Consider the following 20,833-nt stretch of genomic DNA (forward strand, 5'->3'; position numbering starts at 1 on the left):
TCCATCGATGAGGAGAAACGAAGATCAGGACGCGACGCCGGCGAGCGCCAGCACCGTATGCATCAGGACGTTGGCGCCGGCGGCGCAATCGGTCTGCGTCGCGTCTTCCAGCTCGTTATGGCTGATGCCATCCTTGCAGGGCACGAACACCATTGCTGCCGGCATCACCGTGTTGAGGTTGCAGGCGTCGTGGCCGGCGCCCGAGGTGATGCGGCGGTGCGAATAGCCGAGCTGCTTGGCCGCGTTCTCGACGGCGTCGACCAGCTTGGGATCGAAATGCGTCGGTGCCTTGCGCCAAACGAGATCGAGTTGAACCTCGACCTTGCGCCGCGTTGCGATCTCGGCAACGGCCGCACGCAGGTCGCGGTCCAGCGCATCCATGATCCCGGCGTCGGCGCTGCGGCAATCCACGGTGAAGGCGATCTCGCCGGGGATGACGTTGCGCGAGGGCGCGGCGATCACCGCCTCGCCGATGGTACCGACTGCCTTCGGGCCGTGCTTCTTCGCGATGCTTTCCATCGCCAGCACGATCTCGGACAGCGTCGCCAGCGCATCGCGGCGCAGCGGCATCGGGGTCGAGCCGGCGTGGCTCTCGAAGCCGGTGATCTTGCCGTCGTACCACAACACGCCCTGGCCGGAATCGACCACGCCGATGGTCTTGCTCTCGGCCTCCAGGATCGGGCCCTGCTCGATATGCAGCTCGACGAAGCTGGTGAACTTCTGGCGGCCGACCGGGGCGTCGCCGCGATAACCAATCGTGTCCAGCGCCTGCGCCACCGTGACGCCCTCGGCGTCCTTGCGCGACAGGATGTCGTCGGTGGTGAAGTCGCCGACATAGGCGGCCGAGGCCATCATCGCCGGCGCAAAGCGCGAGCCTTCCTCATTGGTCCAGTTGCAGATGCAGATCGGCAGCTCGGTCTCGATCCCGGCATCGTTGAGCGTGCGCACCATTTCGAGCGCCGCCAGCGTGCCGAGCACGCCGTCATATTTGCCGCCGGTCGGCTGGGTGTCGAGATGCGAGCCGACGCCGATCGGCGGCTTCGACATGTCCCGTCCTTTCCTCAACCCGAACATCGAGCCGAGTGCGTCGACCTGCACCTCGAGGCCGGCCTCCTCGCACGCCTTGCGGAACCAGTCGCGCACCTGCTTGTCTTCGGCGCTCAGCGTCAGCCGCCGCACACCGCCCTTGGGCGTTGCACCGAACTGCGCGGTTTCGTGGATGGTGCCCCAGAGGCGGGCGGAATCGATCTGCAGGTTGGTGGCGGCTCGGCTCATGTCGTCAGTCCATTTTTATTTTCGTCATTCCGGGGCGATGCGTCAGCATCGAACCCGGAATCTCGAGATTCCGGGTCTGGTCCTTCGGACCATCCCGGAATGACGTTCGATTATCCGGCAATCGTTCAATGACGCGCCACTCCCGCGCCGTCAACCGCCACGCTCGCCTGTGCGATCTGCCGGGCGAGATTGGCGACACGCTCGATGGCGACCGCATCGGGCGAGGCGAGCCAGCTCGCGGTGAAGGTGAGGGGCGGCAGCTTGAGGTCGGTGTCGAGCAGCAGCAAGCGCCCGTCGGCAAGCTCGTTCTCGACGATCGCTGCCGGGATCACCGCGATGCCAAGCCCTTCATTGGCCATGTGGATCACGGTCGCGAGCGAGGTCGAGGCGTGCAGCCGGATCGGGGGCAGGTCGGGGGCGTTGAACAGCGCGCGCACGGTCTCGTAGGGCTGGGTCTTGCGCGGAAAGGTGATGATCGGAAACCGCGCCAGGTCCTGCCGCGCCACCGGGCCGTCGCCGAGGCCGAGGGCCGGGCTCGCCAGGAAACCGATCGGGTAATCGCACAGCACATGGTTATGCGCGCCGGACGCCGAGACCGGTCCGAGCACGAAGGCGAGCTCGATCTCCTGCGCCAGCAGCCGCGCGGTCAGATTGGGCGTGATGTCGACCTCGATCTCCAGCGACAGGTTCGGGTAGACCTCATTGACGCTCTTGACGAGGCGCGGCAGCCAGGTGTGCACGATGGTCTCCGCGACACCGAGCCGCAGCGCGCCGCGCATCGCCGAGCGGTCGCCGACCTCGGCCATCATCTCCGAACGCAGGCCGATCAGCTTCTCGGCATAGATCATCATCAGCCGTCCACTCGGGGTCGGCGAGGCCACCCGGTGGTCGCGGTTGAGCAGCTTGACGCCCATTTCGCGCTCGAGCTGGGCAATGCGCTGGGAGATCGCCGGCTGGGTGGTGTTGAGCCGCTGGGCGGCGCCGCGGAAGCTGCCGAGCTTGACGACCCAAAGAAATGTCTCGATCGAGCGGAAGTCCGTCATTGGAAGCATTTTCCCGATCGATAAATCTGTTTTATCGATTTTGATTAGAAAGGACGATTAGACATTATATCACGCTTGGTGTTGGTTTGTCCTTGTCGAGATTATGGGCAGGAGAATCCCATGACTGTTTTTGCGGCAGTGCAGCGATCTCAGGGGGAGCCAGTGCTGGCGAGCGTCGAAGCGCGCCGCGCCTGCCGTGACGGCGTGGCCTCGGCCACCACAGCCGGTCTCGCCAACGGTTTCGTCCAGGGCAATCTCGCGATCCTGCCGGAAAAACTCGCCGGCGCCTTCCACCGCTTCTGCCAGCTCAATCCGAAGCCATGCCCGATCATCGGCATGTCCGACGTCGGCGATCCCCGCATTCCCTCGCTTGGCCTCGATCTCGACATCCGCACCGACGTGCCGCGCTACCGGGTCTGGCGCGACGGCGAGGTGGCGGACGAGCCGACCGACATCACCAAATACTGGCGCGACGATCTCGTCACCTTCGTGCTCGGCTGCTCCTACTCGTTCGAGGAGGCGCTACTGGATGAGGGCCTGCCGATCCGTCACATTGAACGCAATCTGCGTGTGCCAATGTACCGGACCAGTATCGCGTGCAGCCCGTCGGGGCCGTTCGCGGGACCCATGGTGGTGTCGATGCGCCCGTTCAAGCCGGCGGATGCGATCCGCGCGGTGCAGATCACCTCGCGCTTCCCGTCCGTGCATGGCGCGCCGGTCCACCTCGGCCATCCGCATGCGATCGGCATCAAGGATATCGCCAAGCCGGATTACGGCGATGCGGTACCGGTCGCTGATGACGAGATCCCGGTGTTCTGGGCCTGTGGCGTGACGCCGCAATCGGTGATCGCAAGTGCGAAGCTGCCGTTCGCGATCACGCATTCGCCGGGCCTGATGCTGGTGACCGATCTCAGGAACAAGCAGCTCGCTGTGCTCTGAATAGGCAATTCGTGCAATTCATTGAGGCTTTACTGCGCGCTACAAGCGTCACATCGATAATAACAAGCTGACCAAGGGGAAATTTCGATGACGATCTCTCGCCGTAACGTGTTGCTGGGTGCCACTGCCGCCGCGGCGCTCGGTCCGATGGCCGCGCGCGCGCAGACCAGTGAAGTGGCAATCGGCGTGATCTATCCGCTGTCGGGCGCCAGCGCGCAGATCGGCGTCGACGCGCAGCGCGCGTTCGAAACCGCGGCCGACATCATCAACAAGAACTATGACTTCGCACTGCCGCTCGCCAAGGGCGAGGGCCTGTCCGGCCTCGGCGGCGCCAAGGTCAAGCTCGTGTTCGCCGACCACCAGGCCGATCCGCAGAAGGGCCGCGCCGAAGCCGAGCGCCTGATCACGCAGGAGAAGGTCTGCGCCGTGATCGGCACCTATCAGAGCGCGGTCGCCGTCACCGTCAGCCAGATCTGCGAGCGTTACGGCGTTCCGTTCCTCTCGGCCGACAATTCCTCGCCGAGCCTGCATCGCCGCGGCCTGAAATACTATTTCCGCGCCTCGCCGCATGACGAGATGTTCTCGACCGCGATGTTCGACTTCTTCGATGCGATGAAGAAGAAGGGCCAGAAGATCGAAACGCTGGCGCTGTTCCACGAGGACACCATCTTCGGCACCGATTCGGCGAACGCGCAGACCAAGCTCGCCGGCGAGCGCGGCTACAAGATCGTGGCCGACATCAAGTACCGGGCCAACTCGCCGTCGCTGACCGCCGAGGTGCAGCAGCTCAAGGCGGCGAATGCCGACGTGCTGATGCCGTCGAGCTACACCACCGACGCGATCCTCCTGGTCAAGACCATGGCCGAGCTCGGCTACAAGCCGAAGAACATCATGGCGCAGGACGCCGGCTTCTCCGAGAAGGCGACCTATGACGCGGTCGGCGACAAGCTCGAGGGCGTGATCTCGCGCGGCAGCTTCTCGCTCGACCTGGCGCAGAAGCGTCCGATGGTCGGTCTGATCAACGAGATGTACCGCGCCAAGTCCGGCAAGGACTTCAACGACTATTCGTCGCGCCAGTTCATGGGCCTGATCGTGATGGCGGACGCCATCAACCGCGCCAAGTCGACCGACGGCGAGAAGATCCGCGAGGCGCTGGTCGCCACCGACATGCCGGGCGATCAGACCATCATGCCGTGGCGGCGCGTCAAGTTCGACGAGATGGGTCAGAACAACTTCGCCGACCCGGTGCTATTGCAGTACTCCGCGAAGAACTTCGTGACGATCTTCCCGGATCAGGCCGCGGTCTCCGAGGCGATCTGGCCGATGAACAGCTGATCGGTCTCTCAGTTTCCCTACGTCGTCCCGGGCGAGCGAAGCGCGACCCGGGACCCCCGCGCGAGTGCTTGCACTCGTCGCGTAACCCAGGCAGGCGTTTTGCGATGATTGGTTGTTGTCTCTCCTCCCGGTGCATTTGTGGTTATGGGTCCTGGCCTTCGCCAGGACGACGCTTGAATGATGCGTTGACCGGGGCGCAGCGGTGACAGCCGAGACCATTATCCAGAGTTTGGCGAGCGGCCTGTTGATGGGGCTGCTCTACGGACTGATCGCCGCAGGCCTCGCATTGATCTTCGGATTGATGGACGTCGTGAATTTCGCGCACGGCGAGTTCCTGATGATCGCGATGTACGCGACCTTCTTCCTGTTCGCGTTCTTCGCGATCGATCCCTTGCTGTCGGCGCCGCTGGTCGCCGCGGCGCTGTTCGTGTTCGGCGCGGTGGTCTATCTGTTGATCGTTCGCTTCGCGATGCGCGCCAAGGCCAATGCCGGCATGGTGCAAATCTTCTCGACCTTCGGCCTGGCGATCGTGATGCGGGGGCTTGCCCAGTTCTTCTTTACGCCCGACTATCGCAGCGTCACCAACTCCTGGGTCGGCGGCAAGACGGTGTCGATCGCCGGCATCTATCTGCCGGAGCCGCAGCTGATCGGCGCGATGCTGTCGATCGCGGCCTTCGTCGCGCTGTACTTCTTCATCAATCGCACCGACTTCGGCCGCGCGCTCGAGGCGACGCGCGAGGACGCCGGCGCGGTGGCGCTGGTCGGCATCGACAAGAACCGGGTGTTCGCGCTCGGCTGGGGCCTTGGTGCGGCGCTGGTTGGCCTCGCCGGCGCCATCATGGCGATCTTTTTCTACGTCTATCCCGACGTTGGCGCGTCGTTCGCCCTGATCGCCTACGTCACCGTGGCGCTCGGCGGCTTCGGCAGCGTGTTCGGCGCCTTTGCCGGCGGCATCATCGTCGGCCTGGTGGAGGCGACCACCGCGCTGATCCTGCCGCCGTCGCTGAAATCGGTCGGCATCTATGCCGTTTACCTGCTGGTCGTCTTCATCCGCCCGCGTGGCCTGTTCGGATCGATGTGATGGACACCCAGTTCGCCCAACGCCGCAGGCGTGACCTGATCGTGGCTGCCTGCCTCGCGGCGATCGCCGCGCTGGTGCCGCTGTTCGTCAAGGACGTCTACGTCCAGAACATCATGGTGCTGACGCTGATGTATGCGGCGCTGTCGCAGAGCTGGAACATCCTGTCTGGCTATTGCGGGCAGATCTCGCTCGGCCATGCGCTGTATTTCGGGCTCGGCGCCTATACCACCGCGCTGCTGTTCACCAAGTTCGGCGTGCTGCCGTGGTTCGGCATGCTGGCGGGCGGGGCGATCTCCGCACTGATCGCGATGGCGCTCGGCTATCCCTGCTTCCGCCTGCGCGGGCATTACTTCGTGATCGCGACCATCGTGATCGCCGAGATCGCGCTGCTGTTGATCCAGAACTGGGATTGGGCCGGCGCCGCGCTCGGCATCGACATCCCAGTGCGCGGCGACAGCTGGCTGAAATTCCAGTTCACGCGCTCGAAGCTGCCTTACTTCTACTTTGCGCTGGCGCTGGCCTGCATCGCCTGGTTCGTCACCTGGTGGCTGGAGGATTCCAAATGGGGCTATTGGTGGCGCGCGGTGAAGGACAATCCCGATGCGGCCGAAAGCCTCGGCGTGGTGGTGTTCAATTCCAAGATGGGCGCGGCGGCGGTCTCGGCCTTCCTCGTTGCGGTCGGCGGCAGCTTCTACGCCCAGTTCGTCTCCTACATCGATCCTGAGAGCGTGATGGGCTTCCAGTTCTCGCTGCTGATGGCGCTGCCTGCGGTGCTTGGCGGCATCGGCACCTTGTGGGGCCCGGTATTGGGCGCTGTCATCCTGATCCCGCTCACCGAGCTGACGCGCTCGTTCATCGGCGGCTCCGGGCGCGGCGTCGACCTCATCGTCTACGGCACGCTGATCGTCGTGATCTCGCTGGCGCTGCCGCGCGGCCTGGTCAGCGTGTTCTCCCTGCGCAAGGGAGCTGCACGATGACGGCGCTTCCGGAAACCCCGCTCTTGGAAACTCGCGGTGTCTGGCAGCGCTTCGGCGGCCTGGTCGCCAACAGCGACGTCTCGATTTCGGTCGGGCGCGGCGAGATCGTCGGCCTGATCGGCCCCAACGGCGCCGGCAAGTCGACGCTGTTCAACCTGATCGCGGGCGTGCTGCCGCCGACCCAGGGCTCGATCATCTTCGACGGCGAGGACGTGACCAAGCTGCCGGCGGCGGAACGCTGCCAGCGCGGCGTCGGGCGCACCTTCCAGGTCGTCAAGAGCTTCGAGACCATGACCGTGATCGACAACGTCATCGTCGGCGCGCTGATCCGCAACACCAAGATGCGCATTGCGCGGCAGAAGGCCTATGAGGTGCTGGAGTTCTGCGGCCTTGCCGCGCGCGCCGACAAGCTTGCCGCCGACCTCGTCCCGTCAGAGAAGCGCCGGCTCGAAGTGGCCCGCGCGCTCGCCACCGAGCCGAAGCTGCTGCTGCTCGACGAAGTCCTCACCGGACTGACGCCAGTCGAGGCACAGACCGGCGTCGAGCTGGTGCGCAAGGTCCGCGCCGCCGGCATCACCGTGCTGATGGTCGAGCACGTGATGGAAATCGTGATGCCGCTGGTCGACCGCGCCATCGTGCTCAATCTCGGCAAGGTACTGGTCGAGGGCAAGCCGACCGAGGTCGTCCGCAATCCGGAAGTCATTTCTGCCTATCTCGGGGATCGTCATGCTGTCGGTGCGTGAAGTCACCACCGCCTATCAGGGCCTGGTCGCGATCTCCTCGGTGTCGATCGACGTCACCAAGGGCGAGATCGTCTGCGTCGCCGGCGCCAACGGTGCGGGCAAGTCGACGCTGTTGAAATCGATCGCCGGCGCCGAGCGGCCGCGCGCTGGGACCGTCACCTTCGACGGCAAGCGGATCGACGGCCAGCCGCAGCACGTCATCACGTCAAGCGGCATCGCTTACGTGCCGGAGAACCGCCGGCTGTTTCCGCGGCTCTCGGTGCGCGACAATCTGCGGCTCGGCAGCTATCTCTACCGCAGCCAGTCCGACCGCGACGCGCCGCTCGATCTGGTGTTCAAGTTGTTCCCGCGACTTGGCGAACGGCTCGACCAGCGTGCCGAGACCTTGTCCGGCGGCGAGCAACAGATGCTCGCGATCGGCCGCGCGCTGATGACGCGGCCGCGGCTTTTGATGCTCGACGAGCCGTCGCAGGGCATCATGCCGAAACTGGTCGACGAGATCTTCCAGGCCGTGAAGCGCATCCGCGACGCCGGCATGACGGTCCTGATCGTCGAGCAGCGCATGGCCGAATGCCTCGAGATCGCCGACCGCGCCTACATCCTGCAGACCGGCCGCGTGCTGATGCAGGGCACCGCCGCCGAGATCAGCGGCAATCCCGACGTGCGGAAAGCCTATCTCGGGCTTTAGCGCTAAGGTATCGCAGCGCACGCACTCGTCATCCTGAGGTGCGCGCCTCTTCGGCGCGCCTCGAAGGATGGCCGCGGGCGAGTATGTGGCCCATCCTTCGAGGCTCGCTTCGCTCGCACCTCAGGATGACGCCAGTATGTGTGGTGCGCGCTATCCAGCCCGTAGCCCGGATGAGCGCAGCGACATCCGGGGCGTCCCGCATATCGCTGCGCTCATGCGGGCTGTGAATCCAGCCCACGCAGCCTACTTGCCCTCGTCGATCTTCTCGACCTTGGCGGCGAGGTCCGGCACGCGGCTGACCCGATAGGTCGCGTTGCTGCATGTCAGCGTCCAGGCCTCGTTGTCGGGCTTCGAGAGCTTGTCGTCCCGCTCGGCCTTGAGCGGCTTGTCGCAGGCATAGCCTTGCGCGCGCAGCTGGGTTGCCAGCATGCCTTGCAAGGTCTCTTCGGTCCGTCCGTCCGACGCCGCAAGGCCGACGGCGAACGGTGCCGCTAACGCCAAGCCCGTGAACCTCATCATGACTGTCCTTCGCATATCGATCCTCCGCTTGATCTAGTGAGGGTGATCCGGCAGCACGAGCCCGAACGTCCTGGTCAAATCAGCCACCTGGTCGGGCGACAAATAGCGCGGGTTCAGCCCGCGCAGCAGCAGATAGAGCTTTGCGGTTTCCTCCAGCTCCTCGGTCGCGAACACCGCCGCTTCCAGCGTATCGCCCGACACAACGGGCCCATGATTGGCGAGCAGCACCGACGAATATTTCCCGGCCAGCCCCCGGATCGCGTCGGCAACGGCCGGATCGCCGGGGCGATAATAGGGCACCAGCGCGGTCTGGCCGCACTTCATGACGTAATAAGCCGTCATCGGCGGCAGCGCGGCGCGCGGATCGATCTCGGGCAGCATCGAGAGCGCGACCGAATGGGTCGAGTGCAGGTGCACCACGGCGCCGGCGGAGGCGCGCGTCTGGTAGAGCGCGGTGTGCAGCGGCACTTCCTTGGTCGGGGCATCGCCAGAGACGAGCCGGCCGTTGCCGTCGAGCCGCGACATTTTCGCCGGATCGAGGAAGCCGAGCGAGGCGTTGGTCGGCGTCACCAGCCAGCCGCCGTCGTCGAGCCGGACGCTGATATTGCCGGAGGAGCCCGGCGTCAGGCCGCGCTCGAACAGCGAGCGGCCGAAGCGGCAGATGTCCTCACGAAGCTTTGTTTCGCTCATCCGGTTTCGCTCTTCCGGTTTAGCTCTTGGCGCCATCTTTGGCGCCATCCGTTTTCCGCTTTGTCTCATGCTTTGGCAGCGCGGCCAAGCCGTGATAGGCAAGCAGCAACGAGCATGAACCGGGCCCGGAACGCCGCGCTGGCGCAAAGTGACAGCCGGTTTTCCGAAAAGGTCATGCTCAAACAACTAAAAATGTTCAGGGATCGCCAAATGTCCAGTTCCGCAACATCACGTGTCGCCGTCATCGGGCTGGGCTCGATGGGATACGGCATGGCGACCTCGCTCAGGCGGGCCGGTTTCGAGGTGACCGGCTGCGACGTCACGGCCGATGCGGTGGCGCGCTTCGTCGTCGACGGCGGCAAGGGCGCCAAGTCGCCGGCCGAGGCAGCCCGGGATGCCGACATTGTCGTCAGCGTTGTCGTCAACGCCGCGCAGACTGAAGCGATCCTGTTCGGCAAGGACGGCGTCGCCGAGACCCTGGCCAAGGACGCGGTCTTCATCTCCTCGGCGACCATGGATCCCGATATCGCGCGGCGCCTCGCAAAGCAGCTCGAGGCGACCGGCCGGCACTATCTCGATGCACCGATCTCCGGCGGCGCGCAGCGCGCGGCGCAGGGCGAATTGACGATTCTCGCCTCCGGCAGCGCCGCGGCGTTTGCGAAGGCGCGGCCGGCACTTGGTGCGATGGCGGCAAAACTCTACGAGCTTGGCGATGCCGCAGGGCAGGGCGCCGCGTTCAAGATGATCAACCAGCTGCTGGCCGGCGTGCATATCGCGGCCGCCTCCGAGGCGATCGCCTTTGCCGCCAAGCAGGGCCTCGACATCCGCAAGGTCTATGAGGTGATCACCGCCTCCGCCGGCAATTCCTGGATGTTCGAGAACCGCATGCCGCATGTCCTCGACGGCGACTATGCGCCGCGCAGCGCGGTGGAGATCTTCGTCAAGGACCTCGGCATCATCCAGGACATGGCGCGCAATGCGCGCTTCCCGGTGCCGGTCTCGGCCGCGGCCTTGCAGATGTTCCTGATGACCGCGGCCGCCGGCATGGGCCGCGACGACGATGCGTCGGTGGCGCGGATGTATGCGCAAGTCACCGGCACCAAGCTCCCCGGCGATAAATAAGAGGATCACATGCCCCGTTTTGCCGCCAACCTCACCATGATGTTCAACGAGGTCCCCTTCCTCGACCGCTTCGAAGCGGCGGCGAAGTCGGGCTTCACCGCGGTCGAGTTCCTGTTTCCCTACGACCATCCGGCCGAGGAGGTGGGCAAGCGGCTGAAAGGCAATGGGCTGACGCAGGCGCTGTTCAACTTGCCGCCGGGCGACTGGAACGCCGGCGAGAAGGGGTTTGCCGCGCTGCCGGACCGCTTCGCCGACCTGCAGCGGAGCCTGAAGACCGCGCTGCCCTATACGCAGGCGACCGGCGTCAAGCGGGTGCATCTGATGGCGGGCATCGGCGAGCGCAGCGATGCCGGGGCCGTCGCCGCGTTTCGCAAATCGGTCGCCCATGCCGCGGAGTTCTTCGCGCCGCACGGCCTCGACGTCGTGATCGAGCCGATCAATCCGCGCAACGTGCCCGGCTACTTCCTCAACGACTTCATCTTCGCGCGCGATCTGATCAACGAGCTTGGTATCGCGAACCTGAAGCTGCAGTTCGACATCTACCACTGCCAGATCATCCATGGCGACGTCACCATGCGGCTGCGTGAAATGATGCCGATCATCGGCCACGTCCAGATCGCGTCGATCCCCTCGCGCAACGAGCCCGACGGCGAGGAGCTGAACTATCCGTTCCTGTTCGGCGAGCTCGACCGGCTCGGCTATGGCGGCTTCGTCGGCTGCGAATACAATCCGCGCGGCAAGACCACCGACGGTCTCGCCTGGTTCAAGCCCTATGCCGGAGTGAAGCCGTGACGCTCGCGGGACATCTGTCTCTTGGTTGCATCGCCGACGACTATACCGGCGCCTCCGATCTCGCCAACACGCTGACCCGCGCCGGCCTGCGCACGGTGCAGACCATCGGCGTGCCCGCGGACGATCTCGCGCTGCCCGAGGTCGACGCCGTCGTGGTGTCGCTGAAGAGCCGTTCGATCGAGGCCGGCCTCGCCGTGACGCGTTCGCGCGCAGCAGAGGCCTGGCTGCGCGGCCGCGGCGCCAAACATATCCTGTTCAAGATCTGCTCGACCTTCGATTCAACCGATGCCGGCAATATCGGCCCCGTGATGGACGCGCTGCGCGCCGATTCCAGGGATGCCATCGTGCTGGTGACGCCGGCATTCCCGGAGACCGGCCGCACCGTCTACCAGGGCAATCTGTTCGTCGGCTCGGTGCCGCTGAATGAGAGTCCGCTGAAGGACCACCCGCTCAACCCGATGCATGATTCCAATCTGGTTCGCGTGCTGGCGCGGCAAAGCACGACCAAGGTCGGCCTGGTCGATCTTGCAACGCTGAGCCGTGGCGCGGACGCCGTCCGGGCAAAGCTCGCCGAGCTCACGCACGGCGGGATCGGCGCCGCCATCGTCGATGCGGTGTTCGACCGCGACCTCGAGACCATCGGGCAGGTCGCGCTGGATCACCGTCTTTCGGTCGGCGCTTCCGGGATCGGGCTTGGCCTGGCGCGGGCGCTGGTCGCCGCGAGCAAAGCCAAACCGGACACCGCGGATGCGATGCTGGCGACGCCGGTCGGCGGCCCGGCGGCGTGCCTTGCCGGCAGTTGCTCGCAGGCGACCCTGCGCCAGATCGCCAACGCCGAGAAGGTGATGCCGGTCCTGCACCTCGATCCCGAGCGGGTGGTCGCCGGCAAGGACGAAACGCAGCGTGCGCTCGCCTGGGCCAGAGACCGGCTCGGGGCGGGGCCAATCCTGATTGCGAGTAGCTCGACCCCGGATCAGGTGGCAGCTGTGCAATCCCGTCATGGTCGTGACGCAGCCGGGCATGCCATCGAGCAGGCGATGGCCGACATCGCGGATGGTCTGGTGCAGTCGGGCGTGCACAGGCTGGTGGTCGCCGGTGGTGAAACTTCGGGCGCCGTGGTCGACCGCCTGCGCATTCCCGGATTCCTGGTCGGTGCGGAAATCGCCGCCGGCGTGCCGGTTCTGCGAGCGGTCGGCGCCGGGAGAGGCGAGATGGTGCTTGCACTGAAATCAGGCAATTTCGGCGGGCCGGAGTTTTTCTCGGATGCGCTGGCATTGATGCCTTGATGCGGCTGGCGCGCATCATGCCACGCCGTAGATGAGCGCCTCCGTAGTTCAACGGGGAACCAAATTAACCCTACTTAAGGAGGGGGGCTGGCTTTGATGTCTGCGGCGTCCCGCCACGCCCCCAGCCATTCGATCGGGCTTCGCGAGCCCGATATCAAGAGACCCCACGATGTTCGCCAAATTCTCGATCCGCGCCAAGATTATTGCCGTGGTTGCGTTCCTGCTTGTCGCGATGACAGGCATGGGCATGCTGGCGGTCGTGAATTTACGGTCGATCAACGCCAACACCGTCGACATCACGACGAGCTGGCTGCCGAGCGTGCGTGCGCTCGGCGATCTGCGCGCCGGCGTCATCACCTATCGCAACGTGGTCCGCGAGCACATGCTGTCCGAGACGCTGGAGGACAAGCTCGCGCAGGAAAAGACCCTGACCTCGGTGGTCGACGCTAACCTCAAGGTCCGCGCGATCTACGAGCCGCTGATCGCGACCCCCGCGGAGCGCGCGCTCTACGGTCAATGGGTCGATGCCTGGACCCGTTACAAGAAGGGCACCGAGGAGGTGATGGCGCTGTCGCGTCGGGATGTCGGCAAGACCCCGCATGATGCGCATGAGCTGAACGCCAAGACCGTCAACAAGATCGGCCTCGAGGCCGACGAGATCCTGCGCAAGGACATCGAGCTCAACAATGCCGGCGCCGACAAGGCGGCGCAGGAGGCGGCAAACAGCTACGCGTCGGCCGTCATGCTGCTTGCGATGATCCTTGGCGCCGCCATCATCGTCGGCGTCTGCGTCAGCTTCCTGATGATCCGCGACGTCTCAGCCGGCATCGCCTCGATCGTGAGCCCGATGCAGGCGCTGGGCCGCGGCGACCTGACCGCAAACGTCCCGCATCAGGGCGAGAAGACCGAGATCGGCGCGATGGCCGATACGCTGCAGGTGTTCAAGGAAGCCCTGGTCGCCAAGAAGGCGGCCGATGAAGCCGCCGCTGCGGACGCCGAAGCCAAGATCGAGCGCGGCCGCCGGGTCGACACCATCACCCGCAATTTCGAACAGATGATCGGCGAGATCGTGCAGACCGTGTCATCCGCCTCGACCCAGCTCGAAGCCTCCGCCGGCACGCTGTCGTCGACCGCCCGGCGTTCGCAGGAGCTGACCACGTCGGTTGCCGCGGCGTCCGAGGAAGCCTCGACCAATGTCCAGTCGGTGGCGTCGGCGACCGAGGAACTGTCGTCGTCGGTGACCGAGATCAGCCGCCAGGTGCAGGAGTCGGCACGGATGGCCGGCGATGCCGTCGGCCAGGCGCGCACCACCAACGATCGCGTCAGCGAGCTGTCGAAGGCCGCCGCGCGGATCGGCGACGTCGTCGAACTGATCAACACCATTGCCGGCCAGACCAATCTGCTGGCGCTGAACGCCACCATCGAGGCGGCGCGTGCCGGCGAGGCCGGTCGCGGCTTCGCTGTCGTGGCGTCCGAGGTGAAGGCGCTGGCCGAGCAGACCGCCAAGGCGACCGGCGAGATCGGCCAGCAGATCGCCGGCATCCAGACCGCGACCCAGGAGTCGGTCGGCGCGATCAAGGAAATCTCCTCGACCATCGAACGGCTGTCGGAAATCTCGTCCACCATTGCCGCCGCGGTCGAAGAGCAGGGCGCGGCGACGCAGGAAATCTCCCGCAACGTGCAGCAGGCGGCGCAGGGCACCCAGCAGGTCTCGGCCAACATCACCGACGTCCAGCATGGCGCCAACGAGACCGGCTCAGCGTCGAGCCAGGTGCTGTCGGCGGCCCAATCGCTCTCGGGCGACAGCAGCCGCCTCAAGCTCGAGGTCAGCAAGTTCCTCGACGCCGTCCGCGCCGCCTGATCCGGCGGCGCCGCTGCTCGGGCGGCCGCCATCCTTCGCCTAATCGATGCCGACGTGGTGGGCTGACCCGGCCCACCACGTTTTACATTTTCGCAGGGCAGCGATGCGTTAACCTCGCGTCGGCCGAAATAGCATCCTCGGCCGGCTCGCATTCGCAGCAGAGCCGTCTCTTTTTGACGACGATCCGCGCGCGATCGGCGGCCCTGCGCCCGGCATGGTGGCTCGGAGCGCGCAGCGTCACGCACTATGCCGAGGAAGTGAAAGCCGCCGCGGCTCCGCGGGTTGGCGTTTTGCCCGGCATCGGGTAAATCGGCCGCTGCGGAACGGCTTTTGCAATGTCGATTCCTCTGCCTGGGCGGGCTTCATTTCGGGAACGCTTCTTTTATGATCGCACTGGTCCGTATCGCGCTGAGCCGGCCATATACTTTCGTCGTGCTCGCGATCCTGCTGTTGATTATCGGACCGCTGGCGGCGTTGCGCACGCCGACCGACATCTTCCCGGACATCCGCATCCCCGTGATCGGCGTGGTCTGGCAGTACACCGGCCTGCCGCCGGACCAGATGTCCGGCCGCATCACCACGCCGTTCCAGCGTGCGCTGACCACGACCGTCAACGACATCGAGCATATCGTCGCCAATTCCTATAATGGCGTCGGCATCATCAAGATCTTCTTCCAGCCCAACGTCGACATCCGCACCGCCAATGCGCAGGTCACCGCGATCTCGCAGACCCTGCTCAAGCAGATGCCGCCGGGCGCGACGCCGCCGCTGATCCTGAACTACAGCGCCTCGACGGTTCCGATCATCCAGGTCGCGCTGTCGGGCGAGGGACTGACCGAGCAGAACCTCGCCGATATCGGCATCAACCAGGCTGCGCACGCCGCTGGTCACGGTACCTGGCGCAGCGATCCCGTATCCGTTCGGCGGCAAGCAGCGTCAGGTCCAGATCGATCTCAATTCGACCGCGTTGCAGGCGCGCGGCCTGTCGGGCCAGGACGTCGCCAATGCGCTCGCCGCACAGAACCTGATTACGCCGGTCGGCACGCAGAAGATCGGCAATTTCGAATACACCATCAACCTCAACAACTCGCCGCTGCGGCTCGAGGAGCTCGGCGACCTGCCGATCAAGCAGGTCAACGGCGCGATGGTCTATGTGCGTGACGTCGCTTCGGTCCGCGACGGCAACCCGCCGCAGACCAACATCGTCCATGTCGACGGCAACCGCTCGGTCTTGATGATGGTGCTGAAAGCCGGCGCCACCTCGACGCTCGATATCATCTCCGGCATCAAGCAGAAGGTGATCGAGGTCAAGGACCAGATGCCGGACGCGCTGAAGATCGGCTTCATCGGCGACCAGTCGGTGTTCGTCCGCGGCGCGATCACCGGCGTCGCCTTCGAGGGCGTGATCGCCGCGCTGCTCACCAGCATCATGATCCTCTTGTTCCTCGGCAGCTGGCGCTCGACCGTCATCATCGCGGTGTCGATCCCGCTGTCGGTGCTGGGCGCGATCATCATGCTGTCCCTGATCGGCGAGACGCTGAACATCATGACGCTCGGCGGCCTCGCGCTCGCGGTCGGCATCCTCGTCGACGACGCCACGGTGACGATCGAGAATATCAATTATCACCTCGAGCAGGGCAAGCCGGTCGAGCAGTCGATCCTCGACGGCGCCAACCAGATCGTGACGCCGGCCTTCGTCTCGCTGCTCTGTATCTGCATCGTGTTCGTGCCGATGTTCTTCCTCACCGGCGTGGCGCGCTTCCTGTTCGTGCCGATGGCCGAAGCGGTGATGTTCGCGATGATCTGGTCGTTCATCCTGTCGCGCACCCTGGTGCCGACCATGGCAAACTATTTGCTGCAGGCGCATGTGCATCATGAGGGCGCGCCGCCGAAGTCGCGCAATCCCCTGGTCTGGTTCCAGCGCGGCTTCGAGGCGCGGTTCGAGCGCATCCGCGGCGGCTATCGTGGCCTGCTCGCGATGGCGCTCGGTCATCGCACGGTGTTCGTGAGCTGCTTCCTCGCGGTCGTCGCCGCGTCGTTCCTGCTGGTGCCGTTTCTGGGCCGTAACTTCTTCCCGTCGGTCGATGCCGGCAACATCCTGATGCATGTCCGCACCCAGGTCGGCACCCGCGTCGAGGAGACCGCCAACCAGCTCGCCGACATCCAGAAGGCGATCCGCAAGCTGGTGCCCGGCGAGATCGAAACCATGACCGACAACATCGGCATGCCGATCTCCGGTATCAACATGACCTACAACAACACCGGCGTGATCGGTCCGCAGGACGGCGACATCCAGATCCGCCTGAAGGAAGGCCACAAGCCGACCGAGCAGCATGTCCGCACGTTGCGTGAGCAATTGCCGCGGCTGTTCCCGGGCACCAGCTTCGCGTTCCTGCCGGCCGACATCGTCAGCCAGATCCTGAATTTCGGCGCGCCGGCGCCGATCGACCTGCAGATCCGCGGCGCCAATCTCGAGGCCAACTTCGCCTATGCCAACAAGCTGCTGGCCGGGATCAAGCGCATCCCCGGCATTGCCGATGCACGGATCCAGCAGTCGCCCAACAACCCGACCTTCAACATCGATGTCGACCGCACCCGCGCGCAATATGTCGGCCTGACCGAGCGCGACGTCACCAACTCGCTGGTGGTCAACCTCGCCGGCTCCTCGCAGGTGGCGCCGACCTATTATCTCAATCCCGATAACGGCGTGTCGTATTCGATCGTGATGCAGACGCCGCAGTATCAGATCGACTCGCTGAGCGCGCTGCAGACCCTGCCGATCACCGCGACCGGCAACACCCAGGCGCCGATCCTCGGCGGCATCGCCGACATTAAGCGTGCGACCTCGAGCGCGGTGGTGTCGCAATATGACATCCAGTCGCTGGTGCAGATCTACGCCACGACGCAAGGCCGCGATCTCGGCGGCGTCGCGACCGACGTGCGCAAGCTGATCGCCGACACCGCCAAGGAGGTGCCGAAGGGCTCGTCCGTGGTGCTGCTCGGCCAGGTGCAGACCATGAACTCGGCCTTCACCGGCCTCTTGTTCGGCCTGCTCGGCGCGGTCGTGCTGATCTACTTCCTGATCGTCGTGAACTTCCAGTCCTGGTCGGACCCGTTCGTGATCATCACGGCGCTGCCCGCCGCGCTCGCCGGCATCGTCTGGATGTTGTTCACGACGGAGACCACGCTGTCGGTTCCGGCGCTCACCGGCGCCATCATGTGCATGGGTGTGGCGACCGCCAACAGCGTGCTCGTGATCAGCTTCGCCCGTGAGCGCTATGAGGAACTCGGCGATCCCGTCGCGGCGGCCCTGGAAGCCGGCTTCGTCCGGTTCCGCCCGGTGCTGATGACCGCGCTCGCCATGATCATCGGCATGGCGCCGATGGCGCTGGGGCTCGGCGAGGGCGGCGAGCAGAACGCGCCCTTGGGCCGGGCCGTGATCGGCGGCCTGATCTTCGCCACCTTCGCGACCCTGATGTTTGTTCCCGTGGTATTCAGTATGGTACACAAGAAGCAAGGCGCCAAAGCCGCCGCCTCATCGGAGATTCCGCATGCCGCCCACTGAACAGCGCCACCCGGTTTCTCGCCGGAGATTGGGCATCTTCGGCGTGGTGGCCCTGGTCGGGGCGGGCCTGATCGTCGGCACCGGGATCCGCGCCCGTGAGGAACAGGACACACGGCTGAAGGAATGGACCGACGACCAGGCCATTCCGACCGTCGCGGTGGCGCTGCCCAATGCCAAGGCGCTGAGCCCCACGATCGACCTGCCGGGCCGGCTCGAGGCCTATTCCCGCGCGCCGATCTATGCCCGGGTGTCCGGCTACCTGAAGAACTGGGACGCCGACATCGGCGCCCGCGTCAAGGCCGGCCAGGTGATCGCCGAGATCGAGGCGCCCGACCTCGACCAGCAATTGCTGCAGGCGCGCGCCGATCTCGCCAGCGCCCAGGCCTCGGCCAAGCTTTCCGAAGCCACGCTGAACCGGCGCAAGACGCTGGTGGCCTCGAACTTCGTCTCAGCCCAGGAGATCGATGAGCGTACCGCAGACCTTTCCAACAAGAACGGTGCGGTCAAGGCCGGCCAGGCCAATGTCGAGCGGCTGGAAGCGCTCGCCGGATACAAGAAGATCACGGCGCCGTTCGACGGCGTGGTGACCTCGCGCGACACCGACGTCGGCGCGCTGATCAACGCCGGCGGCAACTCGGGCCCGGCGATGTTCACGATCTCGGACATCACCAAGCTGCGCGTCTATGTCAACGTGCCGCAGAACTACGTCCCGGCGATCAAGATCGGCGCCAAGGCCACGCTGGCACTGCCGGATTACCCGAACCGCACCTTCCAGGCGACGGTCGAAGCCTCCTCGCAGGCGGTCGATGTCGCCTCCGGCACGACGCGGATGCAACTCGGGCTCGACAATTCCTCCGGCGAATTGATGCCGGGCAGCTATGCCAGCGTGAAGCTCAATCTGCAGCGTGAATCCACGCCGCTCAGCATTCCCGCCAGCGCGCTGATCTTCAACAGCAACGGCCTGCGGGTCGCAACCGTCGGTCCTGACGACAAGGTGCTGTTCAAGACCGTGAAGATCGGCCGCGACCTCGGTAAGGAGATCGAGATCGCCACCGGCCTCGCACCCGACGACCGCATCATCACAGCCCCGCCGGACGGACTCGCCGACGGCGATCATGTCCGCGTCACCGGTGCCGGCGCCAAGGGCAAGCCGACCACGGCGTCCGAAAAGCAGGACGTGAAGGGGTAGGGCGCTCGGCGCTTCGCCTCTTACCTCCCCCCGCTTGCGGGGAGAGGTCGGATCGCATGCTAATGCGATCCGGGTGGTACAGGTCTCACGGCGAGCAAAACTCGCGGAAGCAGCCCCTCACCCCAACCCTCTCCCCGCAAGAGCGGGGCGAGGGAGCTTAGAGACCTACCCCACCCGCCATTCCAGCATGCCATCGCCGGCGGTGACGATGTTGCCCGTGGTGCCGACCGGCGTGCGGTCCATGTCCTGCAGATAGGCCAGTGTTGCCGTGTCGCTAGCCGGGATGCGGCCGAGCGTGCGGCGGCCGTCCTCGGTGCGCAGCATGGTGACGCCGTGCTCGACCTCGCCATTGCCGCGATAGATCACCGTGAAAGCCTCGACCTTGCCTTTGCCCGCTGCCTCTGCGGTGAAGTCGGGCACGTTGCGCCGGTTGCGGTCGGCCTCCGCCTGAACGCTGGTGTCCTGCTTGAGCGCGCCGTTCGGCGCCGCGCGCGACAGCACGAGGCCATGATGCTTGGTGACGAAGCCGCCCTGGCCGTAGAGCAGGCCGAGCGTGCCGCCGCTTCTCAATTTGCGCACCATCGCGCAGGCCGAGTGCGTCATGTAGGTGTTGAGCGGCGCGCCGAAGAACGTCAGACCACCCGTCACGGTCGGCTGCACGTCGGGCCCGAGGCCGAGCGTCCGGCGCGCCATCTTCGGCACGCAGGGGAAGCAGCTATAGAGCTCGATCGCGTCGAACTTCTTGCCGTCGCCGCCGACGAGATCCATCACCGCCTTCAGCACCGCGGTCTGCGCGTGGCTTTCGACGAACTGGTCGCGGATCAGGTAGTCGCGCGGCTCTTCCGCCGAGGCGCCGCCGAGCGGATAGATCAGCTTGTCCTCCGGCACGCCGGCCGCGCGCGCTTTTGCGAGGCTGGTCAGGATCAGCGCGCCGCCCATGTTCACCGTCGGGTTCGCCACCATCAGCTTTGTATACGGCCAGGCAATCATCCGGTTGTCGGGCGTGGCCGTGGTGATCTCGTCGCCGGTGAACGTCTTCTTCAGCCACGAGTTCGGATTTTCGGCGGCGACGCGGGCGTAGGTCGACCACAGCTCGCCGGACTCCTTCAGCGCCTCGCGCGCGGCGTCTGGCCCCAATGCGCCGATGTTGCGGACTCATAGAGCGGATAGACCGTGATCGGCCTGAACACGCCGAGGCTCACGGCCATAGGCTTCTGGAACGCGGCGCCGCGCTTCGGCTCCTCCACGTCGTGCGCGAACGGCGTCCACGGCAGCTCCACGCCGGCGCGCTGCGCCTTGGTCGCGGTCGACTGCGCCTCCGCGCCGCAGACCGCGGCAACGCTGCATTCGCCGCGCGCGATGCGTTGCGCGGCCTCATGCAGATAGCGGATCGGGCTCTCGCCGCCGACCGGACCGTAATAGAGATGCGCCGGCGCAATGCTGAGCCGCTGCGCCAGCTGCTTCTCGGGATCGCGGTAGCGCCAGCTCAGGAAGTTGACGACGTCGAGCGACTGCACGTCGGACAGTAGCCTGGCGCCGCTGTCGGCTTCGGCGCGCTTCAGCGCCTCCTCCAGCAGCGTGAGCGGCTCGAGGCCGGCGGTGATGTCCTTCGGACGATCGACGATTTCGCCGACGCCGACGATGACGGGAATGCGGTCTTCGGGAATGCTGTTCGACATTCTTGTTGTTTCACTCTGCGGTCTTGGACTCGATGGTTGTTATTGGCGT

Annotated in this window: 15 protein-coding genes and 2 pseudogenes; 12 read left to right on the forward strand and 5 right to left on the reverse strand. The window is 65.5% G+C overall.

All coding sequences use genetic code 11. The features are described 5' to 3' along the window. Nucleotides 1–24: 24 nt before the first annotated feature. Together ACVWY5_RS10000 and ACVWY5_RS10005 are read right to left on the reverse strand one after the other, a co-directional pair. Nucleotides 25–1,275 (reverse strand): Zn-dependent hydrolase, encoded by a 1,251-nt coding sequence (locus ACVWY5_RS10000; RefSeq protein WP_028331791.1) that lies wholly within the window; start codon nt 1,273–1,275, stop codon nt 25–27. Nucleotides 1,276–1,400: 125 nt separating this feature from the next. Beyond that, complete coding sequence (locus ACVWY5_RS10005) at nt 1,401–2,318, reverse strand: LysR family transcriptional regulator (protein ID WP_028331790.1); 918 nt, start codon at nt 2,316–2,318, stop codon at nt 1,401–1,403. A 120-nt stretch (nt 2,319–2,438) separates the two neighbouring features. On the opposite strand from ACVWY5_RS10005, the gene ACVWY5_RS10010 reads away from it, so the two are divergent. The 6 genes from ACVWY5_RS10010 to ACVWY5_RS10035 all read left to right on the forward strand — a co-directional run bounded on the left by ACVWY5_RS10010 (nt 2,439) and on the right by ACVWY5_RS10035 (nt 8,081). Further along, a complete protein-coding gene (locus ACVWY5_RS10010; RefSeq protein WP_028331789.1) occupies nt 2,439–3,257 on the forward strand; it encodes a putative hydro-lyase in 819 nt (272 codons plus the stop codon). Between the two features lie 87 nt (nt 3,258–3,344). Further along, nucleotides 3,345–4,592 carry an ABC transporter substrate-binding protein gene (locus ACVWY5_RS10015; RefSeq protein WP_028331788.1) on the forward strand — a complete coding sequence of 416 codons (1,248 nt, stop codon included), beginning with the start codon at nt 3,345–3,347 and terminating at the stop codon, nt 4,590–4,592. A 202-nt stretch (nt 4,593–4,794) separates the two neighbouring features. Next, nucleotides 4,795–5,673: a branched-chain amino acid ABC transporter permease gene (locus ACVWY5_RS10020; protein ID WP_026192487.1), complete on the forward strand. Its 879-nt coding sequence runs from the start codon at nt 4,795–4,797 to the stop codon at nt 5,671–5,673. Beyond that, nucleotides 5,673–6,650: a branched-chain amino acid ABC transporter permease gene (locus tag ACVWY5_RS10025; RefSeq protein ID WP_028331787.1), complete on the forward strand. Its 978-nt coding sequence runs from the start codon at nt 5,673–5,675 to the stop codon at nt 6,648–6,650. Before ACVWY5_RS10020 ends, ACVWY5_RS10025 begins: the two co-directional genes overlap by 1 nt. Further along, nucleotides 6,647–7,393, forward strand: coding sequence for an ABC transporter ATP-binding protein (locus tag ACVWY5_RS10030; protein ID WP_028331786.1), 747 nt, complete (start codon nt 6,647–6,649; stop codon nt 7,391–7,393). Before ACVWY5_RS10025 ends, ACVWY5_RS10030 begins: the two co-directional genes overlap by 4 nt. After that, nucleotides 7,377–8,081: an ABC transporter ATP-binding protein gene (locus ACVWY5_RS10035; RefSeq protein WP_018270525.1), complete on the forward strand. Its 705-nt coding sequence runs from the start codon at nt 7,377–7,379 to the stop codon at nt 8,079–8,081. Before ACVWY5_RS10030 ends, ACVWY5_RS10035 begins: the two co-directional genes overlap by 17 nt. 243 nt (nt 8,082–8,324) lie before the next feature. Here ACVWY5_RS10035 and ACVWY5_RS10040 read toward each other — a convergent pair whose 3' ends face one another. Then, the gene (locus tag ACVWY5_RS10040) at nt 8,325–8,600 is read right to left on the reverse strand and encodes a hypothetical protein (RefSeq protein ID WP_050386036.1); all 276 of its coding nucleotides are present in this window, start codon (nt 8,598–8,600) and stop codon (nt 8,325–8,327) included. A gap of 33 nt (nt 8,601–8,633) precedes the next feature. After that, nucleotides 8,634–9,290 (reverse strand): 3-oxo-tetronate 4-phosphate decarboxylase, encoded by a 657-nt coding sequence (otnC, locus tag ACVWY5_RS10045; RefSeq protein ID WP_028331784.1) that lies wholly within the window; start codon nt 9,288–9,290, stop codon nt 8,634–8,636. 192 nt (nt 9,291–9,482) lie between these two features. Here otnC and ltnD point away from each other — a divergent pair, with 192 nt between their 5' ends. The 6 genes and pseudogenes from ltnD (at nt 9,483) to ACVWY5_RS10075 (ending at nt 19,105) form a co-directional block, all read left to right on the forward strand. After that, nucleotides 9,483–10,412: an L-threonate dehydrogenase gene (ltnD, locus tag ACVWY5_RS10050; RefSeq protein ID WP_456671770.1), complete on the forward strand. Its 930-nt coding sequence runs from the start codon at nt 9,483–9,485 to the stop codon at nt 10,410–10,412. A 9-nt stretch (nt 10,413–10,421) separates the two neighbouring features. Then, the gene (gene otnI, locus ACVWY5_RS10055; RefSeq protein ID WP_028331782.1) at nt 10,422–11,204 is read left to right on the forward strand and encodes a 2-oxo-tetronate isomerase; all 783 of its coding nucleotides are present in this window, start codon (nt 10,422–10,424) and stop codon (nt 11,202–11,204) included. Continuing rightward, entirely contained in the window at nt 11,201–12,490 is a 1,290-nt protein-coding gene (otnK, locus tag ACVWY5_RS10060) for a 3-oxo-tetronate kinase (protein WP_028331781.1), read from the forward strand. Before otnI ends, otnK begins: the two co-directional genes overlap by 4 nt. A 169-nt stretch (nt 12,491–12,659) precedes the next feature. Beyond that, nucleotides 12,660–14,351 carry a methyl-accepting chemotaxis protein gene (locus ACVWY5_RS10065; RefSeq protein ID WP_028331780.1) on the forward strand — a complete coding sequence of 564 codons (1,692 nt, stop codon included), beginning with the start codon at nt 12,660–12,662 and terminating at the stop codon, nt 14,349–14,351. 384 nt (nt 14,352–14,735) lie between these two features. Beyond that, nucleotides 14,736–17,916: pseudogene (locus ACVWY5_RS10070) on the forward strand (efflux RND transporter permease subunit). Next, nucleotides 17,903–19,105, forward strand: coding sequence for an efflux RND transporter periplasmic adaptor subunit (locus ACVWY5_RS10075; RefSeq protein ID WP_028331778.1), 1,203 nt, complete (start codon nt 17,903–17,905; stop codon nt 19,103–19,105). Before ACVWY5_RS10070 ends, ACVWY5_RS10075 begins: the two are co-directional and overlap by 14 nt. A 165-nt stretch (nt 19,106–19,270) precedes the next feature. Here ACVWY5_RS10075 and ACVWY5_RS10080 read toward each other — a convergent pair. After that, nucleotides 19,271–20,784 (reverse strand): annotated as a pseudogene (locus ACVWY5_RS10080) (acetyl-CoA acetyltransferase). Nucleotides 20,785–20,833 lie beyond the last annotated feature (49 nt).

Source organism: Bradyrhizobium sp. USDA 3256, assembly GCF_054058275.1.